The sequence below is a fragment of the Wolbachia endosymbiont (group A) of Tromatobia lineatoria genome (assembly GCF_964028565.1).
Classification (GTDB): Bacteria; Pseudomonadota; Alphaproteobacteria; order Rickettsiales; family Anaplasmataceae; genus Wolbachia; species Wolbachia pipientis.
Window position 1 is genome coordinate 36,593 of record NZ_OZ034791.1, and the last position, 25,889, is coordinate 62,481.

Here is a 25,889-nt window from a genome sequence, read left to right on the forward strand (position 1 = left end):
TGTTATGTTGACCTCAATGGCAAACTTATGTGTCGATAGCAGAACCAATCTCATGCAATATATTGCTAGGGTGCAAAAATTTCCTATGCTGTCTCAAGAGGAAGAGGTACGATTAGCAAAAAATTGGAACCAATATAAAGATGTTTCTTCTGCTCATAAATTGATTACCAGCCATTTGAATTTGGTAGTGAAAATTGCAATGAAATTCAAAAATTATGGGCTATTGTTGATGGACCTGGTTATGGAAGGAAATATGGGTTTAATGCACGCAGTGAAAAAGTTTAATCCTGATTTAGGGTTTCGTTTTTCAACTTATGCAGTGTGGTGGATTGAAGCTTCAATAAAAGACTTTATATTGAAATCTTGGTCGTTTGTGAAAATAGGTACAACGCAAGCACAAAGAAGATTGTTTTTTAGTTTACGTAAAATAAAAAAAAGAATTTTACAGTATACAAACAGGGAAACTTTAAATAATGAAGAAATAAAAGCAATATCTAATGAGCTTTCTGTATCCGAAGGAGACGTTCTGCAGATGAATTACCGTATGGCTTGTAAGGATCAGTCGCTAAACGATTGCATAAAAATAGGTGATGACTCTAAAAGGGAGTTGCAAGATATGATCCCATGTAACTTGGTCAGTCAAGAAGTAACCTATCAGAATCATGAAGAAAAAGAATTAAAAGAAACAATTTTAAACAATGCACTAGCGAGTCTCAACGAAAGGGCAAGAGACATTTTTATCAGTAGATATTTGTCTGAAAACATTCAAACTCTGGATGAACTTAGTAAAAAATATTGTGTTTCAAGAGAAAGAATAAGGCAGTTGGCTGAGCAGGCGATGGCTAAGGTAAAACAATATATACAATCTGAAAGTTTGAAATTTGGTTTGCATGCGTAGTTTTTTTATATTTCTAATATTTTTTTCGATAGGCGCTTTTGCATCGGTTAGTGATGTACAATTGAAGGAAAAATATAAAGATTGGCTCGTGTATACTGCATTGGAAGATGGAGAGAAAGTATGTTATATTGTATCCTATCCTAAAAAAAAAAGCGAATATTATACAACCAATCGCAAGCCGTATGTAATGGTTAGTTATGTTGATAAAAAAGCAGATGAGGTAAGCGTTACCTCTGGTTTTCAGTATGATAAGGAGCCTGTAGCTCTCAATATCGACAAAAAAATTAAATATACACTGCCCATAATACAGGGAAGTTTTGCGTGGGCAGAGCATACAAAAATAGATCAAGATCTCATTCTAAAAATGAAGCAGGGATTATCAATGGTAGTTAATGGAAAAACAAAAACAGTGACCATTGATGATACTTATTCCCTACTTGGTTTTCAAAAAGCGTATCAAAAAATGCATGATTTATGCCATACAAAGTAAATTATTGTAACAGAATACCCAGCTATAGTATAAACTAGACTACTCTTTCAATGGAAATATAAATAGCACTTTACTTTATATGGGATGTGGATATCATTTAAAATATATTTTTGAGAGTTAGCAATGTCAGAGGTTGCAGGTGTAGATACAGAAATCAAAAAGCAAAATTCTGTGTGCGAGCAGATGCGTTTTAGCGTGAGCCGCACAAGTCTTTTAAATACATTATCCAGAGTAAGTGGAGTGGTTGAAAGGCGTAATGCAATAGATGTTTTGGCGTGTATAAATATCAAAGCACAACACGGCAGCATAAAATTAATGGCAACTGATCTTGACATTTTAATGTTTGCCTCACTTGCTGCAACCGTATTAACAGAAGGAGAAGTAAAAATTTCAGCGCATACTTTACATGACATAGTGAAGAAGTTACCCGCTGATTTGGATGTCAATTTTGAAGTAAACAACCAAGGAAAATTATTGATGTCTTGCGGAAATGCAAACTTTTCTTTACCGAATGTAGTTTCAAGCAGCTTTCCTGCTCTTGAAGAAGACAATTATAAACATGATTTTACTCTACTAAATACAGACCTGATAGACTTATTAACTAAAACAAAATTTGCTGTATCACTAGATGATACAAGGTATAATTTAAATGGAATATATCTACATACAGATGAGCAATTTCTGTACTGCGTTGCAACTGATGGCCATCGTTTATCATGTATAAAGAGGCCAAAGCCTGGGAACATCAATGGCGAATTTGGTGTGATCATTCCACGTAAAACTGTTATGGAGCTGTTAAAAATATTGGACGATTGTAATGAAATTAAAGTAAAACTCTCAGACAGAAAAATCAAGTTTACATGCGGTGAATATATTCTAATATCAAAATTAATAGATGGAACTTTTCCAAATTATAAAGCAGTTATTCCAGCATCTCAAGATAAGCATATGATTATTGAAAGTAAAAAACTTTCAGACGTTATAGATCGAGTTTCCGTTGTTGTATCTGATAAAGTAAAATCTATTAAATTCTCACTACAAGAAAAGCTGCTAACTCTGCATTCAAACTCCCAAGAGTGCAGTGATGCAACTGAATCCATAGAAGTGGACTACAATGAAGCCCATATAGAAATAGGGTTCAACTCGCGTTATTTACTTGATGTTCTATCCTGCATAAAAAATAAATGTAAGTTTAGCTTAGCCGATGGTAATAGTGCTACAATTATCACTGATGAAGACGATTCAAGTGCATTATATGTAGTAATGCCAATGAGAACTTAAACTCGTCATCTCGCTGCTTGTTAGCGGAATCTGGAGATACCGTGGCGGTATGGCACTTATTTCACTAGCTTTTATTAAATTAGTAATCTATCTTTACCAAATATAAGCCAAAAGGTGGTGCAGTAACTCCAGCGGCACTTCTTTTGCATTGGTTTAATATATTTAGCATTTCTTGCGGATTGGTTCTATTTTTTCCAAATTCAACTAAAGTACCCACAATAATCCTCACTTGGTTATGTAAAAAGGAAATAGCAGATATTTTGATGTGTATATGATTCCCATTTTGTATTATATCGATATCATCAATTGTTCTTATCGGATTTGCGGCTTGACAATCTTTTGAACGGAAACTTGAAAGGTCATGTTTTCCAAGTAGATGTTTAGCAGCTTCACGCATAATATTTACATCAAGTGGGCTAAACACTTGCCATACATAACCCGTCTCCAGAGCGGCAGGAGCATAGCGATTAACTATTCTATATTCGTAATATCTTTTTTTTGCTGAAAACCGTGCGTGAAACGCATCATCTACAACTTCTGCATTAAGCACGACTATAGGAATTGATTTTAAATGATAGTTTATTGCATTCCTTATTCTATAAAGCTCAAATTCCTTTTCCATATCAAAATGAGCAACTTGTCCTAAAGCATGAACTCCTGCATCAGTCCTGCCACCACAGTACAAAGTAACTTTCTCACCACTAAAATTAAATATAGCATTTTCTATCTTCTCCTGGATTGAGTTAGCAGAGTGTTGCTGTTTTTGCCAACCAGAGAAATTACTACCATTATATTCTACCGTTATTTTGTATCGCACTGCATTACATCAAGCTCTATCTAAAATAGTCATTTTCTATCTTAACATAATTTATGGTCAAGCCTACAGTGCTGCCACTCCCATAAAGTAGTTCGTCCAATCTTAAATCTTGCTGCCACTGCTTCTCTGCTTTCTCCTTCGTCTAGCGCCTCCATTGCTTTTTTTCTTAAATCATAACTATATGCTGCTGGCATTCAACCTCCTTATCATTATCTATCCTTATCACATCCGGACTTCTATGAAAAGAGCTATAAATCGTGAAAAAGAACTGCTCATTAAGTGCTGTTTGCTTAATAAATTTACTGACATTGGTATGGCTAAATTCGAAATGGCTACATGAATTTATCGTAAATTATTACCGTATAAGGTACGATGCGACAAAGCCATCCCAGTGTCAGCTACTCGGATGACACCGTCATAAAGGAACCAGTGTTAGCTACTTGGATGACAACCATTGTGCTTGAGGCAAAATTGACTATCACTTCTTTTTATAGAGCTTGCTCCAAACTTTGTTGTTAGTTAATACAAAAAACACTGTTAAAATTATAAAATACGCCACTACTTTTAATCCAAGTTTATGCCGGCGCTCTAATTCTGGCTCTGCTGCCCATTGTAAAAAATTTATCACATCATACGCCATATTTTCAACTGTGGCTTGCCTTGCACCATCATATTCCACCATTCCTTCAGAAAGTGGTGGCGCCATAGCTAATCTGCCTGTTGGAAAATACGAATTAAAATATAAATCATTTTCATCGTGTTCGCCGTTTTGATAGCCTGTTAACAATGAATAGACATAATTTGCACCATCATGCCTTGCTTTAATAATTAATGATAAGTCTGGTGGGACTGCACCATTGTTGCTTGCTGCAGCTGCTTCTTTTGTATCAAAAGGCGCAATAAAATAATCCGAAGGTACTCCAGGTCTGTCAAACATTTCACCCAAATCATTCGGACCATCTTTAACTTGATAAGAAGCTGCTATTTGTTTTACATCTTCTTCAGAAAAACCGACATCTTGCAAATTACGAAATGCTACCCTATTCATTGAATGACAAGCAGCACAGACTTCTTTATACACTTTATAGCCACGCTGAATTGACTCTCTATCGAAAGATCCGACAATTCCATCAAATTTCCAGTCTATTTTCTTATTTGGTGATGATTTAAATTCTTCTGCAGATATAAGACTAGATAGAAATAACATGCAGAAGATTGCAAATACATTAGATCCCATGCATAACCACTGTTTTAGTAAATTTCGAATTGATGTCATGCAAGTAGCTGACACTGGAATCCAGCTTATTTCATCACTGACATTATGGTTATCATGCACTCCTAGAATCTGTTGTCCATTGCATGATTTGTAAGTATTTTTATACCTGGATCCCAGTGTCAAGCACTGGGATGACAACGGAAGATAGTGGAATGACACTGTGTGTTGTATACAACGTTCATACAATTGTGTACATGATGCTGGAATCCATTTATTTTTTTTCTGGATCCCAGTGTCAAGCACTGGGATGACAAAAGAGGGCTCTGGGATGACAGAGAATTTTGTAAGAGATCTGCTTTGAATTGACATCACCTCATCTCCGGCACAGAATCACTTAAGGTTTTTGGTGGTTCTTTTGGCTTTTCATACTTACTAAGCAGTGGTAAAACTATCACAAAGTATGCAAAGTAATAAAGAGTAGATAGCCTACTCATAGTGATGTAAGGCTCTTTTACCTCTTGTCCTCCAAGCCAGGCAAGAAGTACAAAATTTATTGCAAAAACCCAAAAAAATTTCTTAAACACCGGGCGATAAGCACCACTTTTAACTTTTGATTTATCAAGCCAAGGTAACAAAAACCACACTAAAATAGACGCAAACATGGTAAGCACACCAGTAAGTTTATCTGGAATTGAACGTAGCATTGCATAAAAAGGTAAAAAATACCACTCTGGCACTATATGTACCGGAGTGACCATAGAATCAGCTTCTATATAATTGTCTGGATGCCCAAGATAATTGGGAGCATAGAAAACAAATGCGAACAAAACTACAAAAAACAGACCAAAAGTTATGCAATCCTTGACTATATAATAAGGATAGAGAGGGATGGTATCCTTATCTGATTTTACCTCCACTCCACTTGGGTTACCAGAGCCAAACCTATGCAGAGCTATCACATGAAGCATAGCTAAAGCAATAATAACAAAAGGCAGAAGATAATGCAGAGCGAAAAAACGGTTAAGTGTTGGGTTATCCACTGAAAAACCACCCCATAACCATATAACTATTTTATTGCCAATTAAAGGTATAGCAGAAAATAAGTTGGTTATAACTGTTGCACCCCAGAAACTCATTTGTCCCCAAGGCAATACATATCCCATAAAGGCAGTTGCCATCATTGCAAAAAATATAAATATTCCAATAAACCACACCATCTCTCTCGGTCTTTTATAAGATCCGTAATATAATCCACGCATTATATGAACATAGACTACCATAAAGAAGAGCGATGCTCCAACAGCGTGAGTGTAGCGTATTAACCACCCGTAATTCACATCTCGCATTATGCGCTCTACACTATTAAACGCATAATCAACATGCGGAGTGTAGTGCATAGCAAGAAATATACCTGTTATTATTTGTAAAATCAGCGCTATACCAGCCAAAGAGCCAAAGTTCCAAGCATAATTTAAGTTTTTTGGCACTTGGTAAGAAGCAGTGTGTCTTAGAAAAGAAAATATAGGCAATCTATATTCTATCCATCCTAATATGCCTTTTTCTTCTTTTATTGTTTCTTTTTTGTTATCTTCCTGCATAACTTAAACCTTTCTGAACACATGTCCATTGCTACTTTTATCTTATTTTTTTATTGTAGCAACTTATCCTTTACGCACAAATAAAAACTTTAAAGCAATATTAATTACCTCTTCAGCAACCTGTCACGTGCTGCGTTTAATTTTTGTGCAAAATATTCCGAGCCTCCTTTATCTGGGTGAACTAATTTCATTAAATTTTGATATGCTTTATTGATTTCATTTTGGTTCGCTCCAGAATCTATTCCTAGCACTTTAAATGCTCCATCTCTGAACATGTTACTACTACCAGACTAGTATGATTTTGTCTTGTAAATTTATTCAACAACCCTATTCTAACTATATAATGAAAAATTATCTACAAAGTGTTTATGAAGATGGTATGAAAATCCAACTATCTAAAGTCAACAAATATTTATTAGTTTTACTGATTACTGTCTCAGCATTTCTCATATCTGGGCAAGTATCCAGTTCAAGCAATATCGAGAATGATTTTCAAGATTTACAAGAAAAATTACCATTATTGAAAGATCAGGATTTGTTATTTTTAGATCCAGCTTCAGCTTTAAATTATGGTGATAGGGCAGGTAAAAAAGTGTTAATGGTTATAGTTCACCATACTGAAACATCAACACTAAAAGGTACAAAAGATACGCTGAATGCTAGAGGATTGTCAGTTCATTTTATTGTCGATAGGGATGGCAGCATCACCTTAATGGTTCCATTAGAGAAAGAAGCATGGCATGCTGGTATTAGTTATGCAAGAGTTAAGGTAGATAGTAAGCTTGAAGAGTTACGGAAGCTTAACAACTATTCTGTAGGTATTGAAATTGTAAACACAGGACTTGAGCCTTTTCCGGAAGAGCAAATGAGATCTGTTAAAGAGCTGATTTTATACCTTATGGAGCGTTTTAAAATTAAAAGGGATATGATATTTAGTCATTCTGAAATAGGAACTATAGTGTATGATCCAGAGCTTGGCTATACAATGCGTAAACCAGATCCACACAAATTGTTTGATTGGGAGTTATTAGAGAAAAATGAAATTGGATTGCACATAAGTGACAGAATAAACCCTAAAGATGCTAAACACAAAATGGGCAAAACATTGTATAAAGCAGGTGATAGAAATGAAGGTATTTTGAAATTAAAACAAAGGCTGAACAGATTTTTCTATAAGATAGAACCTTGGAATGATAAGAAAGGTAATGTAATTTTTCCTGATAATAATGCTGATTACTCAGATGAGTTTGATGAGAATTTTGTATGGGTTATTTATCAGTTTTCAATACATAATTTACCAAGAGAAATTAGAAAAGATCTACCTCTTAAACTAGAACAAGCAGATATATTTCCTGAATTCTTTAGTGAATATAGTCATGGCATTTCTTCTAGTTATCTAACCTTTAGTGAAAAAATTAAATCGACTCTACAACCATGTTTAAGCAAAGTAGATTATGAGAATTTATTATCTTCTCTTGCACAATATGAGAATAACATTTCTCCTGATGCATCTACCACTTTAATGTACAAAATTAAGTTATACTATGATTCTTATTTAAGATATCGCATATGGTCTTCACTCTATAAACCATTTAAGCTTAATGTATTGGAAGAGTTAGAGATTTTAAAGAGTGGAGTGTTATCTTTAAAATCACTAGATAGCTCTAAAGCTGCAGAAGTTTCCAGTTTAATTGATAGCTTTAAAGTAGATATTTCTTTAGAATTTCAGGGTTTTGAAAAACAGTGGTTTCAGGAGTTTAAGAATGCTTGGAGACAAGAATTTATACCTTCCCTGGAAGAACAGATAACATGGACTGCACTACATGAAGCAATATTGGAGTATTTAGAAAAAGCAAAGGAAGAAATTCGTTAAACGAAAACTTTTTTTAAGATCACTTTTTTAACAATTTATCACGTGCCGCATTTAGCTTTTGCGCAAAATATTCCGAGCCTCCCTTATCTGGGTGAACTAATTTCATTAAATTTTGATATGCTTTATTGATTTCATTTTGACTTGCCTCAGGATTCAGCCCCAGTATCTTTAATGCTTCATCCTTGGACATGTTATCACCAGTGTAATTTTCAGTATAACTTCTACTGCTACTAAATTCGTTCAAAAACTTACTCAATATAGAGTTCATCATGAAACTCATATTATTTTTTTTTGTCAGGAAAAGAAAAAATATAACAACGCTAGGCAAGACAAATGTAATTACTATGAATACTAAAAAAAGAAAAAAGATGAATGACATGTATATTTTTTTATCATTTTATGATTAAATAGTAACAATTATAATTGTCATGGTAAATAACATGTTCATCCAGATTGAAGAAACACCAAACCCAAATACGCTAAAATTCCTTCCTGGATTTGAAATTTTAAACGAAGGAGAAACTGCTGATTTTTCAAATGCGAATGAGATAAAAAATTCTAAACTAGCAGCAAATCTTTTTCAAATAGAGCATGTGGTAAGAGTATTTTTCGGTCATGATTTTATTTCAGTAACAAAATTGGATGGAATTAATTGGGATATATTAAAAGTAGAAGTTTTAACTACAATCATGAATCACTTTACTTCTGGTGGAAAAGCACTAGATAAAGAAGAAGTGAATGATCCAGATGAAGAATTTTTTGATAAAAATGATATAGAAATTGTAAATAGAATAAAAGAATTGATGGAAAGTCATATCAAACCTGCAGTTGCTCAAGATGGTGGCGATATCAAATTTCGTGGCTATAAAGATGGAATAGTTTATGTTGAGTTGCAAGGAGCTTGCTCTGGATGCCCAAGTGCTGCAATTACTTTAAAGCAAGGAGTGCAAAATATGCTGAGCTACCACATACCAGAGATTGCAGGTATAGAGACCACACTATGACTAATCAAACGGTTAGAGGAACAAAAGATCTCCTGTTTGATGAATGGTACAAGTTTAAATACATAGAGCAAACAGCAAACAGAATCTCAAGTTTATACGGCTTTTTGCCCGCCCAAACTCCAATATTTGAGTGCACGGAGGTTTTTACAAAAACCTTAGGTAATAGCTCAGACATCATCACTAAAGAGATGTATAGCTTCAATGATAAAGGGGGAAAGAGCATAACTTTACGTCCTGAGTTCACTGCAGCGATTGTCAGGCTACTCATTGAAAAAAAACTGCAAACACCGATAAAATTATTCTCAACAGGACCTGCATTTCGCTATGAAAGACCGCAAAAGGGAAGACAAAGGCAATTTCATCAGATAAATTTTGAGGTTTTTGGCATAGAAGATCCAAAAGCTGATATTGAATTGATATCACTCGCTCAGCACTTACTAACTGAATTTGGCATCAATAAAAATGTAAAGCTGGAAATCAACTCTTTAGGTGATGGTGAAACAATAACTAAATATAGAGAAGCTTTGATCTTATACTTTACAAAGTATCAAAATGATCTATCAGAAGATAGCAAAAATAGGTTGATCAAAAATCCACTCAGAATACTGGATTCCAAGGATGAGAAAGATAAATCAATAATTTCTGATGCGCCTAAAATCAGCAATTATTATACGAAAGAGTCCTCAGATTTCTTTGAACAAATACTAAATGGATTAACAATTCTTGATATACCTTATACCGTAAACAATAAACTAGTTCGAGGTTTGGATTATTATTGCCACACAGTGTTTGAGTTTGTTACAGAGGATTTAGGTGCACAAGGGGCAGTTTTTGCCGGTGGAAGATACGATAATTTAGTATCTTCAGTAGGTGGAAAACACACTCCAGCAATAGGATTTGCAGGGGGTATTGAGCGCATAATGGAGTTAATCAATTATTCTGCGAAAGAAGAGCGACCTATTTACCTAATTCCAATCGGTAGAGAGGCTGAAAAACATGCTTTAACACTTGCAAATGAATTGCGCAGAAATGGTTTATATGTAATCTATGAATATAGCGGAACGCTCAGAACCCGAATGAAAAAAGCAAATCAAGCAAATGCTAAAGCTGCTTTAATCTTTGGCGATGAAGAATTGAGTAGTAAAACTTTAAAGATTAAAAACATGGATACAGGTGAAGAAAAAATAATTGCTCGCGATAACACAATAGAAAATATCTATTAGGAGCAATGCAAATGTTTTTCTCAGTCAGCTATAGAAGAAAATTCGTCTGCACAAGAATTTTTCATAGTATTCAAAGTATCATAATCTGTAAAATCTAATTTTACCGGTGTAATAGTAATAAATCCTTCTTTTATTTTATTTATACTACCACTGCCTGAGTGCTCTCGAGACCAATTTAAGCTAAAAGAGCCATTCGAATTTTCAGTAAAAGTTAAATCCCCATCAATGTTATATTCACCTTGTTCAGCAAATTCTACTCCTTTTACTTTTTCCGTAGCAGGAAAATTTACACTCATCACTATGTTTTTAGGCCAACCAACCTTAACTAGCTTGGCAATAACCTTTGGTGCAAAAACCTTTGTATTGTGCCAGTCTATTTTATCATGATAAACTTGGCTTAGCGCAATAGAAGGTATAGACCTTGCAGCACCTTCCATTACAGCACCAATTGTTCCTGAATAACAAATATCGTCCCCGACATTTGATCCAATATTTACTCCGGACAATATTAAGTCTGGTTTTTTATTCATAACTTTATTTAGCGCAATAATGACACAATCTGCAGGAGTACCAGACACACTAAATTCCCTTTCACTATGTTGTTTTATTCCAATAGATTGTTTCACTGGATAATCAAGAGATCTTGCAGCTCCGCTTCTATCAGTATCTGGTGCCACTATCCATATTTCTGACGCAAAATTCCGTGCAACCTCTTTGAGTAATTTTATTCCTTCACTTCCAAAGCCATCATCGTTTGTTATCAATATTATCATATACAATACTCAGCTATACAGCTCCAAATTATGTAAACCACTGGCTGTAAATAAACTCATGAGGCTTTAAGTTTCTTTGCATAACTGTGGACTGTAACAAAGAACCTGCTGTAAATCAATAGATTTCTTGCACAGGCCATAACTGTCATTACAATAGAAACGAAAAAACTTACTTGACAAACTCCGCCAGCCCCCTTATCATGAAACTGAAGCTATTTATTTATCTTCTCTGTACAGATTAAATGACAAAAAAACTCACGTATCTGGTGTCTCATGTTTAATTTTTTGCACTATGTGCACCTTATGTCTTTATCAAACTTCTACCTACATAAGCTGAAACGCGCTTATAAAGCGTTTAAAACATAAAAAAACGCCAACTTAAAAAATGGATAGTGAATAACTAGCTACCCTAGGGTTTCTTTTGCCTTTTTTTCTGTTTAGTAAATTTCTTAAACATTTATAGCTAAGGTTAGTTGCATTTAAAAGTAGCTGAGTCGCGGTTATTAAGCGTTTAGAATAAAAAAACGCCATACTTGAAAGTATAATGTAAGTAATTAGCCAACTACGGGGCTTCTTTTGCCTTTTTTTCTGTTTAGTAAATTTCTTAAATATTTATAGCTAAACGACAACCGTCATCCCGCTGCTTGTTAGCGGGATCTAGAGATACCGCGGCGGTATGACGTGTTGCTTGGGTCAGCTATAGTATTTCTTAAAATTAATAATAAATTTCTTGGCTAGCAAGAAGCTGTAAATTTTTTTGCGAGACCTAAGCCGCTTTTGATATAGCTAAAGGTTTACTGATGATTTGTCTCATTCCACTACCTGCTGACTTACTTTCTGCTTAGCATATCCATCAAATCAGATTCTTTGAGTTTACTATGGTCAACTTTACTGAACTTATTTACCATAGAGCTCATTTGATTATACTGCTTAATTAGAAGATTAATGTCAGTTACAGTTGTTCCGGACCCCTTAGAAATTCTAAGTCTTCTTTTGCCATTTAAAATATCTGGATTTTGCCTTTCTTTTTCAGTCATTGAGTTTATGATGGCTATATATTTTTTCACTTTATTGTCATCTGGCACACTGCTACTTAGCTTTTTTGTAAATGAACTAGGAATGAATTTCATTATGTTGCTAATGCCATCCATTTTACTCAGAGTTTTTAACATTCCCACTAGGTCGTTTAGGTCGAATTTACCTTTTTTCACTTTCTTTTGTAACTTATCAATTTCTTCCTGACCAACAATCTCAGCAGCTTTTTCAACCAATGAGACAACATCACCCATGCTAAGTATCCTTTTTGCAATTCTATCGGGATAAAAATCATCGAGGTCACTTAATTTTTCACCACAAGCAATAAATTTAATTGGACAATCGGCGATCATTTTCATAGAAAGAGCAGCACCACCACGTGCATCACCATCAACACGGGTGAGAATAATGCCGGTTACACCTATTACCTCATTGAATGATTTGGCAATGTTGACCGCATCCTGGCCTATCATTGCGTCGGCTACTAAAATAACTTCTGCAGGTGAAGCTATTTCCTTTACGGCTTTCAACTCATTCATCATATTATTGTCAATATGAAGCCTGCCTGCAGTGTCTAGTATTAATACATCATAATTATCGTTCTTTGCTATTGCTATTGCCCTTTTTGTAATTGTAATGGGCTTCTCATCTATTACTACAGGTAAAGTTTGCACATCTATTTGTTTACCTAGCACTTCAAGTTGTTTCTGGGCAGCAGGCCTATAAATGTCTAAAGAGGCAAGCATCACTTTTTTCTTTTGCTTTTTTAGTTTTAAAGCAAGCTTTCCTGAGGTAGTTGTTTTACCTGCACCTTGTAAGCCCACCATCATAATCACAGCAGGGGGTTTAACTGCTAGATTTAAGTCACTTTTCTCTGATCCGAGAACTGCAACTAAATTATCCTGTACAATTTTAATTATCATTTGTGCTGGAGAAACACTTTTTATGACTTTTTCCCCAATCACTTTATCTTTAATGTCGTTGATGAATTTTTTTGCAACTTCAAGTGAAACGTCAGCTTCAATTAAGGCTATGCGTATTTCACGCATGGCAAGATTAAAATCATCTTCAGAAATGATTGACTTTCCTCTCAGTTTACTAAATACAGAATTTAAACTTTCAGTTAACGATTTAAACATAATAGCATTAGTAGAATACTCATTAAAAAGAGAGAAGAAGCTGAAACAAAACTCACTGAGTTATAACTCAGCACTTCTTTAAGTTTAGTAATATTATTAAAGTATAAACCAACAAGTGGATTAGTCAAGTTTTGCACTACGCTGGCAAACATTTCTCTAGTTTTAGAGACTAACTGATTGAACAGCAAGATAATATAGGGTATGAAAGCTCTAAAAATCCAATCAACATCCATTTTAAAATTTACTCTCGGGTAAAATAACTTGCGTAAAGGAATAAACAATAAAGTGGTACATAGTAATAAATTAAATTGCGACCAAATATTTTTTGTGTTGTACACAAAATCGAAAATCGAAGGTTTATTGTAAATAGGTAAGTAAAGATTGCCAGCGATTACGCATATAAATGCTAAAATAATCATAGTCATTTTGCTTCCTCTCTCTGCTAAAGGTTTTGACTTACTTTTTGCAATAAATAAGTAATAAAGAAACTTTAGCCCCACGCTTAAATGAAGCAGCAAATTTAGAAGCTTATATAAATTTTTATACCCTTTTAAGGCAACAGTGTTCATTTCAATTTCAGCTGTGATATATGATTTACTGATAAATCCAACGGTTCCAGGAAATGCAGCCATTGTAAGTATTGCGATTATAGCACACATGCCTTCCACTGACATCAGTTTACCCACTCCATTAAAACTAATTGTTTTTGTTTGTGAAATAATCGAATTACTGACCACAAACAATAATGATTGATAAACAAGAGAGAAGATTATATGCAGTATCAAAATTGGTATTGCTTTTTCCGAAGGACTGAGCAAACTTCCTGCAATAATCAGCAAGCCCATTTGTCCTACAACGTTATAGCATAAAAATCTGCGAATATTTTGCTCAAGAGAAGCAAATATAATGCTGTAAATTGCAGTGATGGCGCCTACAAGCGCTAATATTTCAGTACAATCTTGCCATAGGTTATAAGTGTGTAAAAGCATCACTAAAAAAGAGACTTTAGTGGTAAATAAAGAGAGATATGTGGTGCCATGTAGCGATGCAGCAGGATATGCATCAACAACCCAAAATGAAAAAGGAAAACAAGCGCAGTTTATCAATAAACCCAAAATTATCAGGTTAGTGCTTTGAAGTGCCAATCCTGCTATTAATATAACTCCAACGAAAAAGTGTACACAAGCGTACCTTATTGCAGGTCCACTATCTCTACAGCTAGCTGCGATAATAAAAAATGCACTGATGGTCATTAATTCACAGAATATTATAACCAATATCATATGTTCAGATAAAACTGCATAAAGTGAACTAATAGTGTAAGCAGCAAAAGATAGCATCTCTGAAAAAGTCAAATTTTGTGCTGGTAGAACAGCTAAAAATGCAACTGATAAAAAAGATATTAGTATGGTACGAAAAGATAAATCAAAATCTAGAATTGGGAGAGACCAATTTACTGCAATGCTCAAATTTTCAGGTAATTTTAGGACTATAACTATTAATACAGTCAGTAGAAGTAACAGTGACGATTTATAAAGTTGCACAATAATTAAAACCAATATGGTTTATGCTATCTCAATATATGAATAAAATCAATTTGCATATTAACCACTAATTAAACTAATTATCATATAATTATATCAGAGTTTAGAGGGTTATAGAGAAACCGGTCAGATTAGGTTTTTAATCTAATCTGACCGATAGCTTTAATAGTGAGGTAAGCTTTAATATAGCACTCCTAATTCATAACGCTACACTCGTGCATAATTTATTTTTAATTTGTGCACGAGCGTTAGTAAATTATTTACTTTTTGAAATAAAATTTGGCATCACTTTAATATTGAGAATTAGTAAACCTCAGTAGGTCTGCCAGTTGGGCCCATAAGAATTATTTGCTCGCCTTCTCTTAAGTGTCTGCATAAATTAGTGGAGCCGCCGATTTCCAGCACAATAGTGGAAATAATTCCTTTTTTTTTGTCTACTTCAGTGCCGGTTACGGCTATACCTTCCATAGCAAGGTTTGTATTATTGGCTTTTCTGCCATTGGTTTCAAAATTTTGCAATCTAAAGAATTGCCCAGGCTTAAAATTCTTTGCCGCAAGTGGTGCTTTGATCACTATTTCCACAACTTTGTCTGTTAAATATTGAACTTTTATAACCTTTGCAGTGAATTGCTCTTTGATTCTATTAAATAATTCTTTATTAGCCAGGTCTTCAACACTTGACCACGCATTTTTTTTCTGGCCCACAACATCACACACTGGAATGACAGAAACGAAGCTATTAACTCCACTCAAAAGCTGAGAAATAATAGGGTAGCCGTTTTTAGCACTTGCCATAGCTTTCACGACGCTGCCACTATACGAAGGGTGAAGATCACCAAAAAAGCTGATTGTTTTATTGCCTTGCTTATACACTAATATTCTATCTTTATTTTGCATTTTAGGAGAAAATATTGGGTCTATTTCTTTTCCTGATGAATTCAAATGAGTAAAATACCCATTACTTAATTTAAAATGCTTTTTATCTTCTGTTGCAATAACTGTATTTGGCTCAGTACCTGCTGCTATAAAAATAGAACGTGCTTTTATACGTTTGATTTCGCCGGATTTTGTGTCTATCAGTTTTATTGACTCAGCATGGTTATATTTATCCGTCACAACTTCAACTGGCTCTAAGTTTTCAATAAAGTAAATTCCTTCTGACAGTGCATTTTGCACCTCTTCGCTATTTAATCGATAACTCGGTGAATCTTTTAGCTCTTTTCTATATATAACTTTCACTCCCCCGAGGCTCTGCATTAACTCTAATATTTTTATTTCTCTATTCTCTTTTTTTGCTAACTTTTGCTTTTCTCGGATCAATTGTGCGTGCGATATAAACTCATTCGCAATTTCGCGCTCTTCTTCTGTCCAATCTTTTTCAACACAGTCCTTTCCATACTTATCAACTAATATCTCATAACGAAGAAGAAATTTTTCTACTTGAATTGGATAATACGCTAAAGCTTCAGTGGCAGTGTCAATCGCAGTAAGCCCCGCCCCTATGACAACTATCGGCATACGAACTTGCAGATTTGCTATAGAATCAAATTTAAGAGCGCCAGTCAGTTGTAACGACATCAGAAAATCAGATGCCATGCGTACTCCACGAGCTAGTATGTTTTTTATTTTGATCATTCGTGGCTTACCAGAGCCAAGTGCTAGGGCGATGTGATCAAAACCCAAGTTGAACGCGTCATCAGCATTAATCGTGCCACCAAAACGAATGCCTCCATAAAGTACGAAATTCTCACGTCTTTCCAGCAGTAATCTAATAATCTTTAAGTAATTCTTATCCCACCGAGAAGTAATGCCATATTCTGCCACCCCACCAAACCCTCCTGCCGTGCGTTCACTCAATTTTTCGTGTTTGAAATCTTTAATTAGCTGGAAATTATCGATCAAAGGCTCAATTTTTAGTCCATCAATGGCAATAACGTTATGCCCATCATTCAACAAATGATGAGCTAAATTAAAACCAGCAGGACCAAGGCCTACAACTAGAACGTTTTTTCCAGTGTTTCCTCTTGGCAATGAACGCTGAAAATTTAAAGGATTCCAACGGCTGAGCAGAGAATATATTTCAAATCCGTACGGTAAACTGAGCACATCATCCAGAATCCTTGTTTCAATTGCTGGCACATTTACGGGTTCTTGTTTTTGATATATGCACGAATTCATGCAGTCATTGCATATTCTGTGTCCAGTAGCCGCGCATAATGGGTTATCTATCATCACAATTGCAAGACTTGCTATGCTGTACCCTTCGCTTTTCACCAGATTCATTTCTGATATTTTCTGCTCTAGTGGGCAGCCGTGCAGTTCAACTCTAAGTGGAGACTTTTTGAAAGTATTGTCATCATTAATTAGCCCCTTTGAGCAGCTATCCTTACTTTGCTTATGACAAAATATGCAGTAGTGAGCATTATCCAATGCTTTATCTAAACTAGCCTTTTCACTTGTTAGGTCAAAACCGTATCGTCTTTTTACTTCATTTGAATACAGCACTTCAACTTTGTCTACTTCTTTTTTAGAAAATGGTATGAGGTTTTCGTGGTCAATTTTTTTATGTATGCTAAATAATATGCTCTGTTTATTTTTCACTCTCCACGCTGCATATTGTGCCGCAAGTTCTATTTCCTCTTTGTGATTTTCTTTATCTTCAAACCAATGCATCACCTGCTCAGCGAAATTTTTTTCTGTTGTTGGCAAAGTGAGAAAAGGACTTAGTTTGTTAGTAATATTTATATTCGCCACATTAGTGTATTTCTTCAATGCATAGCGTTGGACAAATAACCTTTTGCATTTATATATTACAGCAAAGTCGTTGTGCTTTTTCTTTAGCTCCTCTATTTCTTTTTCAATATTGAAAAGTTTTGCAATAAATCCATCAAGTAAGTACGAAAGGTCTATAATGAGCTGGCTATCTGTCATCCAAGTAGCTGACCGTTCTTCTTGTTTTCTAGATCCCAGTGTCAAGCACTGGGATGACGGGGGGTGACACTGGGATGATGGGAGGTGACACTGGGATGACATCGAAGAAGAAGCTGCTTTTTCTCTTGCTTCAATTAATGAACAAAACAAGCTCTCATCACATGATTTAATATAATTCAAAAATGTCTCATCTAATTTTGTTAATCCATTGCGAGTATATAGATTCGAAAATGAGATTTTGAAATTCAGCTTCATTGCTATACTATAAAGTGTACATGCTGTTTCTTACAGATGAAGATTTTATTTATTTTGCAATACTGCTGAGATTGTTGCTTCTGCAACTTTTTCTTCGCTAACAGATGCAATACACCTAAATTTGTATACACCTAAACACACACTTTGAATGTTAGCTTGAAGAATCAATGTGTCCCCTGGAGTAACTAGCTTTCTGAATTTTGCATTTTCAATGGATCTCAAGTAAACAACTTTATTTTCTATTGTTTCTTTACCTAGAACACATATAGCAGATGCCTGAGCTAGAGATTCAATTATCAAGACTCCTGGCATTATCGGATGACCAGGGAAGTGGCCAATAAAAAATGGCTCATTGAAAGTCACATTTTTGATTGCTTTTATACTTTTACCAGGATCACACTCTATAACTCTATCTACTAAGAGAAACGGATAAGAATGTGGTAGTGTTTTTATAATATCACTGATATTAAATTGCATAAGTCTATTCAATGCCTTTTAAAGCAAATTCAGGTATTTCCTTGTTTATATTGTTTAATACCACATCTGATAAATCAACTTCATCCATGGAGTATAAAACTTGGTTCTTTTTTGAAATAAATAGTACCAAATCTATGTTGTTTTTTTCTGCCGTTTTTTTAGCGACTTCTTTTATCTTGTTAAAAACACTCTCTACTGCTTCTCTATAGCTTTCTTCTAAATGTAACATTTTTTTAGCATAATTATCTCTAACATTTACAGTGTGCTTATTAAATTGTCCTGTCTTTTCCTTTTTTGCTTCTTCTGACAAAAGGTCAAATTCTTCTTTTGATGGCTTAAGTTTTTCTAACTCATTTTCAAATTCTTGTTGTAATCTAGAATTCTGCTCCTTTATTTGTTGTTGTATATTTTGCAGAGCAAGAGATTCATTGATGACTTTGTCACTATCGATAATTGCAGCCTTTGTGTTCTGAGGTTGATATCCTACAAACTTATACCCCACAAATAAGGAAATAATTAAGGCAATAACTGATATAAATAACTGTATATATTTCATTCAAATCCCCGCTTCAATAGAAAATTTAACATTTGGTGATGGTATTATATCATAAGATTCCTTTACTAAAGGAAACCCGAAATCCAATCTAAGTCTACCAAAAGGAGAAAGCATTGAAAAGCCAAAACCTGGTGACACTCTCACAAGCTTGCTATCATAGTATTTCCCTTCATACTTCTTATTTTTATCATCTAAGCCAAAAAGTGTTGCATAGTCAACAAATAGTGAGCCTTTGATACCAGCATAGTCATATAGTTTTGGTAGAGGAAAATCCACTTGCTGTGTTAGATTAAAATAAGTTTTGCCTCCTAATGAGCTTTTATTTTTGTCTTCTGCTCTTGGTCCAATACCGGAAAGGTCAAACCCTCTAATCTCATTACCCCCTTTAAAAAAGTGCTGGCCAATGTTTAGATTTTCATCAGTATAAGAAAAAATATGACCTGCCGCCATCTTAAAGCGTAGCGTTATATCATCGTCAATTTTGCTTAATATAGGGTGCGTATAAAAAGATAAGAATTCAGATTTCAGGAAATTCACGTTTCCTCCCAATCCTGAAATATCCTGACTTAAGCGCAGTAAATACCCTTCTTTTGGAGTATAGAGGTTATCCAGTTTATTATATGCCAACGTGTATCCCACTGATGAAATCTGATGTTTACCTTTTCGGTCCAGTATTATTTCAGAGATATCGGTGTCTTGTCCACCCTTATTATCCATGTGTATATGATTATACTTATAAGAATAGCGAAGGGAATTAGTTAAGTTCTCTGTGACTTTATATGATAACTTTGTAAAAAATCCCATATCGCAACTATCAAAAGTAGTGTTTGGTTTATCTTGTTTTTCATAAAATACACCCATGCCTAGTGACGTATCAGAATCGTTAAAATTATTTTCAACAAACTCTAAATCAGTAGAAAATACGTATTGACTTTTTTCAAGAGCAAAAGAGAGCTCTTTTCCAGTACCAAATAAATTACGGTCTTTGAGGTCAATTTTAATCAATGCTCCACCAGGAAGAGACACACCTCCTCCCAAATACAACGAAGTAGTGTTTTTTTCTTTAACACTTAAGTCAAGATTTACTGCATTATCATTAACTGCATAACTATTTACTTTCACTGTTTCAAAAAAATCACTACTCATTAGTTTTTTACGTGACTTTTGAATCTCAGATATATTGTACGCATCACCTTCTGCTACACTTAGCTTACTTCTGATCACTTTATCTAAAGTGCGATCGTTACCATCAATTGTAATTTGATTTATATAAATCTTTTTACCCGGCAGCACTCTGTAGGTTACATCTACAACATTGTCACGTTGTGCATACTCTGGATTAACTTTTGCAAATATATATCCTTTCTCATTTAAATATTTGTTTATTTTTTCTACTGTATTATTAATTTTAACTCTATTAAATATCTTATCGTTTTCCTCTGTTATAAAATCCAATATTTCTTCTTTTAGGCTCAAATCCTGAATTTCAGTTTCAATATTAACCTCATTATTTCCAAATAAATACTGCTGTCCTTCGTCAATCAAAAAAGTTAACTCTATTTGATTGTTATTATCAACCTCAACAATTGGTTGAATATTATTTTGAATATATCCTTTAGATGAATAAAAATGATCGAGCAATTCTGTGTTAATCAATAGATATTGCGGTGAATAATGATTTCCGCCTTTAAAAATAGCTCTAAATAACTTACTAAATATGTCATTACTATGTCTTTTGATAACTTGCTCTAGCTCATTTTCAGAAAAGTTTTTGTTGCCTATAAATCTTATATCCTTAATTTTAGAGGTTTTGCCTTCTTTTATTTTAAAAATTAGATTGACTCTATTGCCATCAAGCTTATTCAGGTCATATTCAATTTTAACACCAATCTTACCGTTATTTCTATAAGTAGTGACTAAATTCACTAAATCGTTTTGCAATTTTATTTCAGTTAAAATAGTTAGCGACTTTGATTGAATCACATTACTTAGCAGCTCTTTGCTGTTAAATAACTTATTGCCTTTTAACACTACCTTGTTAATCAGTGGATTTTCTTGAATTTTTATTACTAAATTTTTTTTATCATCTATGTAAGCATTAACACTAGCAAATAACTTTGTTTTATATAGATCTTTTATAATTGAGTCTATATCATCGTCGTTTATATAATCACCAGATTTTAGTTTTATATAGAACCCTATTGTCTGGTTGCTTACCCTCTCATTACCAATACATTTGACATCTTTCACCTGCACTTTTTCCGCAGTTCCTAAAGCAACAAGCAGGGCAGGAAAAGAAATAAAAACCACTACCAGTATATAAAATAGCTTTTTCATATTTTATTTCAAAAAAGATCCCTAATATCATTTGACATTCCAGTTGCCATAAGCAAAAACAACACTAAAGCACCAAAAATAGCTGCATATTTTTGACATTTCAAGCTTAAATCCCTACGTATAACCGCTTCTATGATATAATGAAATAAATGCCCACCATCTAGCAGTGGTATTGGCAGCAAGTTAATTGCAGCTAAATTAGCTGAAATGATTGCCATAAAATATAGAACCATAATAAATCCCTTTTTAGCTGATTGTCCTGAATATTTTGCGATTTTTATTGGTCCACCTATTTCACTTGCACTCCTCTTACCAACAATAATTTGAAAGATAGCTTTAATCGTTAAGCACATAGTGTGGTAAGTTTCACTTACTGATAAGCTCACAGCCCCAAGAAAAGACAACTGCTTTAATGTATTGACTGAAATAATCCCTATAGTTTCTCTTTCTATTGTGTTGCCAAAAACGTCTTTGTCCTTGATTATTAATGGAGTTAAACTGGTCCTGTGCTTCTCATTATTTCTGCTATACTCAATCTCCATTCTTGTTTTAGGATTCGACATTATCACACGTGAAATATCTTCAAAGTATTTTATTTTATGCTCATTGATTTGTGTAATAGTGTCACCTGGCAACAAACCAGCTTGCTTAGCTGCACTACCTTCGATTACATTTTCAATCACCGGTGGAGTGCGATAATAACCTGCTATGCTAAAAAATATTGTAAAAGCTATAACAGCAAATACCATGTTTGCAAAAGGCCCTGCAAAAACTACTGCTGCTTTTTTATGACGCGGTTTTGTATGAAATGAATACAATTTTTCTTCTTCCGTTAATTCTTGTTGATCAGCTGGGACACTCGCTGCATTAGTATCTCCTAGCATTTTAACATAACCACCCAATGGAACAACGCTTAATTTCCATCTAGTTCCAGACTTATCGTTAAAACCAAAAATTTCAGGACCAAAACCTATGGAAAAAGATTCAACTTTAACTTTGCATGCTTTGGCAACAACATAATGCCCATATTCATGCACGAATACTATGACAGAAATTATTAAAGAAAATGATAAAAAATAATATATTCCATCGCTAAATTGATGGATAAGATTAGAAATTAATTCCACCTGTATATTTAGATCTTAACAAAATGTTAAGTATATTAAAATGCGCCTCGCTTGACAAGTATTTAGTTTAACTTTTAAATTAAAAAAAGTTTAATTGTAATGACAGATACCTCACTACTCAGAAGAAAATTAATATATAGAAGCTGGCATAGGGGTTGCAAAGAAACCGATATACTTTTAGGGCATTTCGCATTGAAATATCTTGATAAATTTTCCTTAAGCGAACTAATCGAATACGAAAAAATAGTTGATCTTGATGATTACGAATTATATTGTTACATAACTCGTAAGACAAACCTCCCTCCTGGCTTGAATAGTCAGATAGTCAATTTAATTGCTTGCTTTATTGAAGCTAATCCTTTATGCACTCAAGATTAGTGATAATCTTATTTACCTTATCTAGTACCTCAGTATATTCTATTCTTTTCTCGTTTCTATACTTTTCGCGCTCTTGATTTACTTCATCTAATCGCTTTGTTAATTCTAAAGTTTTATCCTCAAGAATTAGTGCTGCAAGTAAGAAATTTAATGCATCCGAACCCTTACCTCCAGTTTTTTGAGATACAGAACTAACTAACTTGTCAAAACTATTAGCAAGGCGTAATAAATGATTCCCCTTCCCACTTTCGCAAGATATTTTATATGTGTTATTACGTATAACTATTTCTACTACTTGCATATGGTGCTAAAAATTTCTATCGTACAGTATAAACTCAAACCCCTACTTTCATCTTATTTATGGTATAAATTTTTATTCATTTATCAAATCAGATAATTTTTTACTGCTACGAAAATATGTTTTAAAGTATTGATTCTTTGTAAACTTCTGTAACATTAAATGGCTTGTTTCTTTCAAGTTATAACTTCTAACTGAAAAAGAACCAAACCCCCTAATTTCAACTCTATTATGATGTTTCAATGTGCTTGAAAGTATCCCAAAAAATCTATCAACTATAGCTGCTATAACAATCTTATCTAAAAAAGGATGTCTTTTTGCTACCCTCGCTATTATATCAGACTTTGTTGCCATTTATATGAAGCCAAAATAAGTAAACCTTATCACTTAGCAGATAATGCTATGTTATATTCTTCAACACCCAATACTTCAACTTCTATTTTTTCTGATATAGAGAATTTTTTATTCTCTGGTAAATGCTCTTGATCTATTAGAAGGGTTACATCGTTCTCAACTTCAACGACTAGTCCATTATCTTCTCTCTTACCTACAATAACCTGTATTTTATCACCTACCTTAACTTTCTTTATCAGTTCTTCAAGAGGATCATACTCTATTTGTTTTATTCCAAGATAAATTCTTGCCCGATTCACGTTAGCCCTTATTACTTTTGCTTCTATTTTATCACCTACATTATACTTCTTTATCTCATCTGAACCATTTTTAGACCAACTAAAATCTTTCACATATATTGTCCCTTCTACGTTCTCATCTATTTCAGAATCACCGAAAGCAACAGATACATATGAGCCGGTATTATTCTTCACTTCACCAGAAACAATAGAACCAGGAGGATATTTATTGATAAATACTTGCCAAGGGTTGTCTACACACCTTTTCATGCTTAAACTCACCCTACTCTTAGCAATGTCAATACTGAGAATTTTTACATATACTTCTTGTCCCCTTGTTACGAGACTACTAACTGGTAAATTACTCTTAACCCAAGTTATTTCTGACGAGTGCACTAAACCTTCAATTCCAGGTCTAAGCTCAACAAATAATCCATAATCTTCTATGCTTGTTACATAACCCTTATGCACACTATCAACTGGATATTTTGACTCTGCATCTTGCCAAGGGCTATCTTCTAGCTGCTTCACACCCAAGGAAATTTTAGCATTTTCCTTATCTATTTTTATAATTTTAACTTTTATAGTCTGACCACAAGTAAAAACTGTAGACGGATGACTTACCCTACTCCAAGAGATATCTGTAATATGTAACAATCCATCTATAACTCCCACTACATCTGATTCATGAATACCGACAAATACACCGTAATGAGTGATACTTTTTATTTTCCCTTCTATTATATCGCCTTCATTTAAAGATTCTAAAAATTTAATTTTTTCACCAGCGTGCAATTTTTCTAACACCAGCTTTCTTGATACTACAATATTGCCCTGCTTCTTATCCATTTTAAGCACGATGAACTTTTGTTCAGTTTCAATAAGGTGCTTCGCATCTTTTACTTGCTTGAAATCCACATGACTCAGCGGTAAAAAAGCGCTTATTCCGTCACCAAGATCAACAATAAAGCCACATTTAATTGAGCGTTTAATAACTCCGCTTACTTCAGCCCTTGTAACTGTACCTTCTTCCAACTTATTCCATTTTTCGTCCCTAATTGCTTTTTCACGACTAAGAACAACATTACCATGATAATCTTCAATTCTTTCCACATAAACTCTGATTTTCGAGCCAATAATGACCTCATCATTACAACCGAGTTCCTTGATCAGAATTCTCCCGTCAGATTTTAAACCAATATCAACCACAACGTCGTTAGGGTTTATTCTTGTAATTACACCTTCTACCACATCTCCTTCTTTAATTTTGTTAACAAAAGAATCTTCAAACAAGGTATTATCTTGATCCTCAAATTGGCCTTGACATATCTCTTCTATAAATTTGTTTGATGATAGCTTTCTGATAGTAACCGGTAGATTTACGACTGGATTATTATTCATACCTTTAACTTAAACTTTATTAGAACTCATATATTATATAATATTAACAATTATTGACAAGTAATTTTTCATTAACTCATTTCGAGAATTGTTTAAGCTATATAAAATATAGTGAGAAAATTATATATGTATCAAGAATATGCTATTTAAGAATAGCAAGTGGATTAGATCGTTCTCCAGAAGGTCCAGGCTAAAACCTGATGTTGATGAAATATTGGAAAAATATTCTATTCAAAACAGCAAGGAATCTATAGAGAAAATTGTAAATTCACAAAAAAGAATATGGGTAGAAATAGGCTTTGGCAACGGTGAAAATATGCTTTACCAGGTGCTCAATGAACCTGATCTATTATTTATAGGATGTGAGCCCTACTTAAAGGGGGTTTCTCGCTTGCTAACAAACATAGAAATACAGAACATAAAAAATATTTTAATGTGGACAGAAGATGCAAGAGAATTGATTGCAAATTTTCCTGATAACAGTGTTGAAAGCCCAGAACAGATAAAATCTGTAAAACCAAAAAGAAACTCCCTCTTTATTTTATGTTCTTTGGGTATAGTGTTATGAAGAAGCGCTTCTGCAGCTATAACCGAAACAATCAATGG

Annotated in this window: 23 protein-coding genes and 2 pseudogenes; 8 read left to right on the forward strand and 17 right to left on the reverse strand. The window is 34.0% G+C overall.

Going from position 1 to position 25,889, the window contains the following annotated elements; all coding sequences use genetic code 11:
* The first annotated feature begins 4 nt into the window (after positions 1 to 4).
* The 3 genes from ABWU48_RS00195 (at position 5) to dnaN (ending at position 2,669) form a co-directional block, all read left to right on the forward strand.
* Complete coding sequence (locus ABWU48_RS00195) at positions 5 to 898, forward strand: RNA polymerase factor sigma-32 (protein WP_010963019.1); 894 nt, start codon at positions 5 to 7, stop codon at positions 896 to 898.
* Entirely contained in the window at positions 891 to 1,388 is a 498-nt protein-coding gene (locus tag ABWU48_RS00200; RefSeq protein WP_006279310.1) for an invasion associated locus B family protein, read from the forward strand. Before ABWU48_RS00195 ends, ABWU48_RS00200 begins: the two co-directional genes overlap by 8 nt.
* Positions 1,389 to 1,511: 123 nt before the next feature.
* Complete coding sequence (gene dnaN, locus ABWU48_RS00205) at positions 1,512 to 2,669, forward strand: DNA polymerase III subunit beta (protein WP_353288373.1); 1,158 nt, start codon at positions 1,512 to 1,514, stop codon at positions 2,667 to 2,669.
* 79 nt (positions 2,670 to 2,748) lie between these two features.
* On the opposite strand, the gene truA is transcribed toward dnaN, so the two are convergent.
* From truA to ABWU48_RS00230, 5 genes and pseudogenes are all read right to left on the reverse strand, one after another.
* On the reverse strand, positions 2,749 to 3,486 hold the full coding sequence (gene truA, locus ABWU48_RS00210) for a tRNA pseudouridine(38-40) synthase TruA (RefSeq protein WP_010963021.1): 738 nt from the start codon (positions 3,484 to 3,486) through the stop codon (positions 2,749 to 2,751).
* Positions 3,487 to 3,557: 71 nt separating this feature from the next.
* Positions 3,558 to 3,680 (reverse strand): annotated as a pseudogene (locus ABWU48_RS00215) (IS630 transposase-related protein); the annotation flags it as partial.
* Between the two features lie 284 nt (positions 3,681 to 3,964).
* Positions 3,965 to 4,723, reverse strand: coding sequence for a cytochrome c1 (locus ABWU48_RS00220; RefSeq protein ID WP_010963022.1), 759 nt, complete (start codon positions 4,721 to 4,723; stop codon positions 3,965 to 3,967).
* Between the two features lie 347 nt (positions 4,724 to 5,070).
* Positions 5,071 to 6,300 carry a cytochrome b gene (locus ABWU48_RS00225; RefSeq protein ID WP_006280242.1) on the reverse strand — a complete coding sequence of 410 codons (1,230 nt, stop codon included), beginning with the start codon at positions 6,298 to 6,300 and terminating at the stop codon, positions 5,071 to 5,073.
* A gap of 104 nt (positions 6,301 to 6,404) precedes the next feature.
* On the reverse strand, positions 6,405 to 6,575 hold the full coding sequence (locus ABWU48_RS00230) for a J domain-containing protein (protein WP_010082675.1): 171 nt from the start codon (positions 6,573 to 6,575) through the stop codon (positions 6,405 to 6,407).
* Between the two features lie 68 nt (positions 6,576 to 6,643).
* On the opposite strand from ABWU48_RS00230, the gene ABWU48_RS00235 reads away from it, so the two are divergent.
* Complete coding sequence (locus ABWU48_RS00235) at positions 6,644 to 8,173, forward strand: N-acetylmuramoyl-L-alanine amidase (RefSeq protein ID WP_223823148.1); 1,530 nt, start codon at positions 6,644 to 6,646, stop codon at positions 8,171 to 8,173.
* 19 nt (positions 8,174 to 8,192) lie between these two features.
* Here the strand turns inward: ABWU48_RS00235 and ABWU48_RS00240 are convergent, their stop codons facing one another.
* On the reverse strand, positions 8,193 to 8,453 hold the full coding sequence (locus tag ABWU48_RS00240) for a J domain-containing protein (protein WP_227738613.1): 261 nt from the start codon (positions 8,451 to 8,453) through the stop codon (positions 8,193 to 8,195).
* Between the two features lie 160 nt (positions 8,454 to 8,613).
* Between ABWU48_RS00240 and ABWU48_RS00245 the strand changes: the two genes are divergently transcribed.
* Both ABWU48_RS00245 and hisS read left to right on the forward strand, forming a co-directional pair.
* On the forward strand, positions 8,614 to 9,177 hold the full coding sequence (locus ABWU48_RS00245; protein ID WP_022626407.1) for a NifU family protein: 564 nt from the start codon (positions 8,614 to 8,616) through the stop codon (positions 9,175 to 9,177).
* Positions 9,174 to 10,400, forward strand: a complete 1,227-nt coding sequence (hisS, locus tag ABWU48_RS00250; RefSeq protein WP_353288374.1) for a histidine--tRNA ligase — start codon at positions 9,174 to 9,176, stop codon at positions 10,398 to 10,400. Before ABWU48_RS00245 ends, hisS begins: the two co-directional genes overlap by 4 nt.
* A gap of 20 nt (positions 10,401 to 10,420) precedes the next feature.
* Here hisS and surE read toward each other — a convergent pair whose 3' ends face one another.
* The 8 genes from surE to rseP all read right to left on the reverse strand — a co-directional run bounded on the left by surE (position 10,421) and on the right by rseP (position 22,574).
* Positions 10,421 to 11,173 carry a 5'/3'-nucleotidase SurE gene (gene surE / locus ABWU48_RS00255; protein WP_010081939.1) on the reverse strand — a complete coding sequence of 251 codons (753 nt, stop codon included), beginning with the start codon at positions 11,171 to 11,173 and terminating at the stop codon, positions 10,421 to 10,423.
* An 830-nt stretch (positions 11,174 to 12,003) separates the two neighbouring features.
* Positions 12,004 to 13,347, reverse strand: coding sequence for a signal recognition particle protein (gene ffh, locus ABWU48_RS00260; RefSeq protein WP_095742798.1), 1,344 nt, complete (start codon positions 13,345 to 13,347; stop codon positions 12,004 to 12,006).
* Positions 13,332 to 14,891, reverse strand: coding sequence for a proton-conducting transporter membrane subunit (locus ABWU48_RS00265; RefSeq protein WP_353288375.1), 1,560 nt, complete (start codon positions 14,889 to 14,891; stop codon positions 13,332 to 13,334). The genes ffh and ABWU48_RS00265 overlap by 16 nt, the downstream gene beginning before the upstream one ends.
* A gap of 303 nt (positions 14,892 to 15,194) precedes the next feature.
* On the reverse strand, positions 15,195 to 18,077 hold the full coding sequence (locus ABWU48_RS00270; protein ID WP_264705919.1) for an FAD-dependent oxidoreductase: 2,883 nt from the start codon (positions 18,075 to 18,077) through the stop codon (positions 15,195 to 15,197).
* A 45-nt stretch (positions 18,078 to 18,122) separates the two neighbouring features.
* Entirely contained in the window at positions 18,123 to 18,554 is a 432-nt protein-coding gene (gene fabZ / locus ABWU48_RS00275) for a 3-hydroxyacyl-ACP dehydratase FabZ (RefSeq protein ID WP_010082082.1), read from the reverse strand.
* A 4-nt stretch (positions 18,555 to 18,558) separates the two neighbouring features.
* The gene (locus tag ABWU48_RS00280; RefSeq protein WP_209472492.1) at positions 18,559 to 19,110 is read right to left on the reverse strand and encodes an OmpH family outer membrane protein; all 552 of its coding nucleotides are present in this window, start codon (positions 19,108 to 19,110) and stop codon (positions 18,559 to 18,561) included.
* Positions 19,111 to 21,447: an outer membrane protein assembly factor BamA gene (gene bamA / locus ABWU48_RS00285; RefSeq protein ID WP_353288376.1), complete on the reverse strand. Its 2,337-nt coding sequence runs from the start codon at positions 21,445 to 21,447 to the stop codon at positions 19,111 to 19,113.
* Between the two features lie 8 nt (positions 21,448 to 21,455).
* Positions 21,456 to 22,574, reverse strand: coding sequence for an RIP metalloprotease RseP (gene rseP, locus ABWU48_RS00290; protein ID WP_353288377.1), 1,119 nt, complete (start codon positions 22,572 to 22,574; stop codon positions 21,456 to 21,458).
* A gap of 99 nt (positions 22,575 to 22,673) precedes the next feature.
* Here rseP and ABWU48_RS00295 point away from each other — a divergent pair, with 99 nt between their 5' ends.
* Complete coding sequence (locus ABWU48_RS00295) at positions 22,674 to 22,952, forward strand: succinate dehydrogenase assembly factor 2 (RefSeq protein WP_006279484.1); 279 nt, start codon at positions 22,674 to 22,676, stop codon at positions 22,950 to 22,952.
* On the opposite strand, the gene ABWU48_RS00300 is transcribed toward ABWU48_RS00295, so the two are convergent.
* The 3 genes from ABWU48_RS00300 to ABWU48_RS00310 form a co-directional block, all read right to left on the reverse strand.
* Positions 22,927 to 23,253: a cell division protein ZapA gene (locus tag ABWU48_RS00300; RefSeq protein ID WP_353288378.1), complete on the reverse strand. Its 327-nt coding sequence runs from the start codon at positions 23,251 to 23,253 to the stop codon at positions 22,927 to 22,929. The two genes, ABWU48_RS00295 and ABWU48_RS00300, sit on opposite strands and share 26 nt — an antisense overlap.
* Positions 23,254 to 23,325: 72 nt before the next feature.
* The gene (locus tag ABWU48_RS00305; RefSeq protein WP_010963035.1) at positions 23,326 to 23,604 is read right to left on the reverse strand and encodes an HU family DNA-binding protein; all 279 of its coding nucleotides are present in this window, start codon (positions 23,602 to 23,604) and stop codon (positions 23,326 to 23,328) included.
* 29 nt (positions 23,605 to 23,633) lie between these two features.
* The gene (locus ABWU48_RS00310; RefSeq protein ID WP_353288379.1) at positions 23,634 to 25,283 is read right to left on the reverse strand and encodes a 30S ribosomal protein S1; all 1,650 of its coding nucleotides are present in this window, start codon (positions 25,281 to 25,283) and stop codon (positions 23,634 to 23,636) included.
* A 139-nt stretch (positions 25,284 to 25,422) separates the two neighbouring features.
* Here ABWU48_RS00310 and ABWU48_RS00315 point away from each other — a divergent pair.
* Positions 25,423 to 25,773 (forward strand): annotated as a pseudogene (locus ABWU48_RS00315) (tRNA (guanine-N7)-methyltransferase); the annotation flags it as partial.
* Positions 25,774 to 25,889 lie beyond the last annotated feature (116 nt).

What these genes read in the sequence shown, in the direction of transcription:
- ABWU48_RS00195 (WP_010963019.1), top strand. Translation starts at nt 5, where the DNA reads ATGTTGACCTCAATGGCAAACTTATGTGTCGATAGCAGAACCAATCTC.
- ABWU48_RS00200 (WP_006279310.1), top strand. Translation starts at nt 891, where the DNA reads ATGCGTAGTTTTTTTATATTTCTAATATTTTTTTCGATAGGCGCTTTT.
- dnaN (WP_353288373.1), top strand. Translation starts at nt 1,512, where the DNA reads ATGTCAGAGGTTGCAGGTGTAGATACAGAAATCAAAAAGCAAAATTCT.
- ABWU48_RS00220 (WP_010963022.1), bottom strand. Translation starts at nt 4,723, where the DNA reads ATGGGATCTAATGTATTTGCAATCTTCTGCATGTTATTTCTATCTAGT.
- ABWU48_RS00225 (WP_006280242.1), bottom strand. Translation starts at nt 6,300, where the DNA reads ATGCAGGAAGATAACAAAAAAGAAACAATAAAAGAAGAAAAAGGCATA.
- ABWU48_RS00230 (WP_010082675.1), bottom strand. Translation starts at nt 6,575, where the DNA reads ATGTTCAGAGATGGAGCATTTAAAGTGCTAGGAATAGATTCTGGAGCG.
- ABWU48_RS00235 (WP_223823148.1), top strand. Translation starts at nt 6,644, where the DNA reads ATGAAAAATTATCTACAAAGTGTTTATGAAGATGGTATGAAAATCCAA.
- ABWU48_RS00240 (WP_227738613.1), bottom strand. Translation starts at nt 8,453, where the DNA reads ATGAGTTTCATGATGAACTCTATATTGAGTAAGTTTTTGAACGAATTT.
- ABWU48_RS00245 (WP_022626407.1), top strand. Translation starts at nt 8,614, where the DNA reads ATGTTCATCCAGATTGAAGAAACACCAAACCCAAATACGCTAAAATTC.
- hisS (WP_353288374.1), top strand. Translation starts at nt 9,174, where the DNA reads ATGACTAATCAAACGGTTAGAGGAACAAAAGATCTCCTGTTTGATGAA.
- surE (WP_010081939.1), bottom strand. Translation starts at nt 11,173, where the DNA reads ATGATAATATTGATAACAAACGATGATGGCTTTGGAAGTGAAGGAATA.
- ffh (WP_095742798.1), bottom strand. Translation starts at nt 13,347, where the DNA reads ATGTTTAAATCGTTAACTGAAAGTTTAAATTCTGTATTTAGTAAACTG.
- ABWU48_RS00270 (WP_264705919.1), bottom strand. Translation starts at nt 18,077, where the DNA reads ATGAAGCTGAATTTCAAAATCTCATTTTCGAATCTATATACTCGCAAT.
- fabZ (WP_010082082.1), bottom strand. Translation starts at nt 18,554, where the DNA reads ATGCAATTTAATATCAGTGATATTATAAAAACACTACCACATTCTTAT.
- ABWU48_RS00280 (WP_209472492.1), bottom strand. Translation starts at nt 19,110, where the DNA reads ATGAAATATATACAGTTATTTATATCAGTTATTGCCTTAATTATTTCC.
- bamA (WP_353288376.1), bottom strand. Translation starts at nt 21,447, where the DNA reads ATGAAAAAGCTATTTTATATACTGGTAGTGGTTTTTATTTCTTTTCCT.
- ABWU48_RS00295 (WP_006279484.1), top strand. Translation starts at nt 22,674, where the DNA reads ATGACAGATACCTCACTACTCAGAAGAAAATTAATATATAGAAGCTGG.
- ABWU48_RS00300 (WP_353288378.1), bottom strand. Translation starts at nt 23,253, where the DNA reads ATGCAAGTAGTAGAAATAGTTATACGTAATAACACATATAAAATATCT.
- ABWU48_RS00305 (WP_010963035.1), bottom strand. Translation starts at nt 23,604, where the DNA reads ATGGCAACAAAGTCTGATATAATAGCGAGGGTAGCAAAAAGACATCCT.
- ABWU48_RS00310 (WP_353288379.1), bottom strand. Translation starts at nt 25,283, where the DNA reads ATGAATAATAATCCAGTCGTAAATCTACCGGTTACTATCAGAAAGCTA.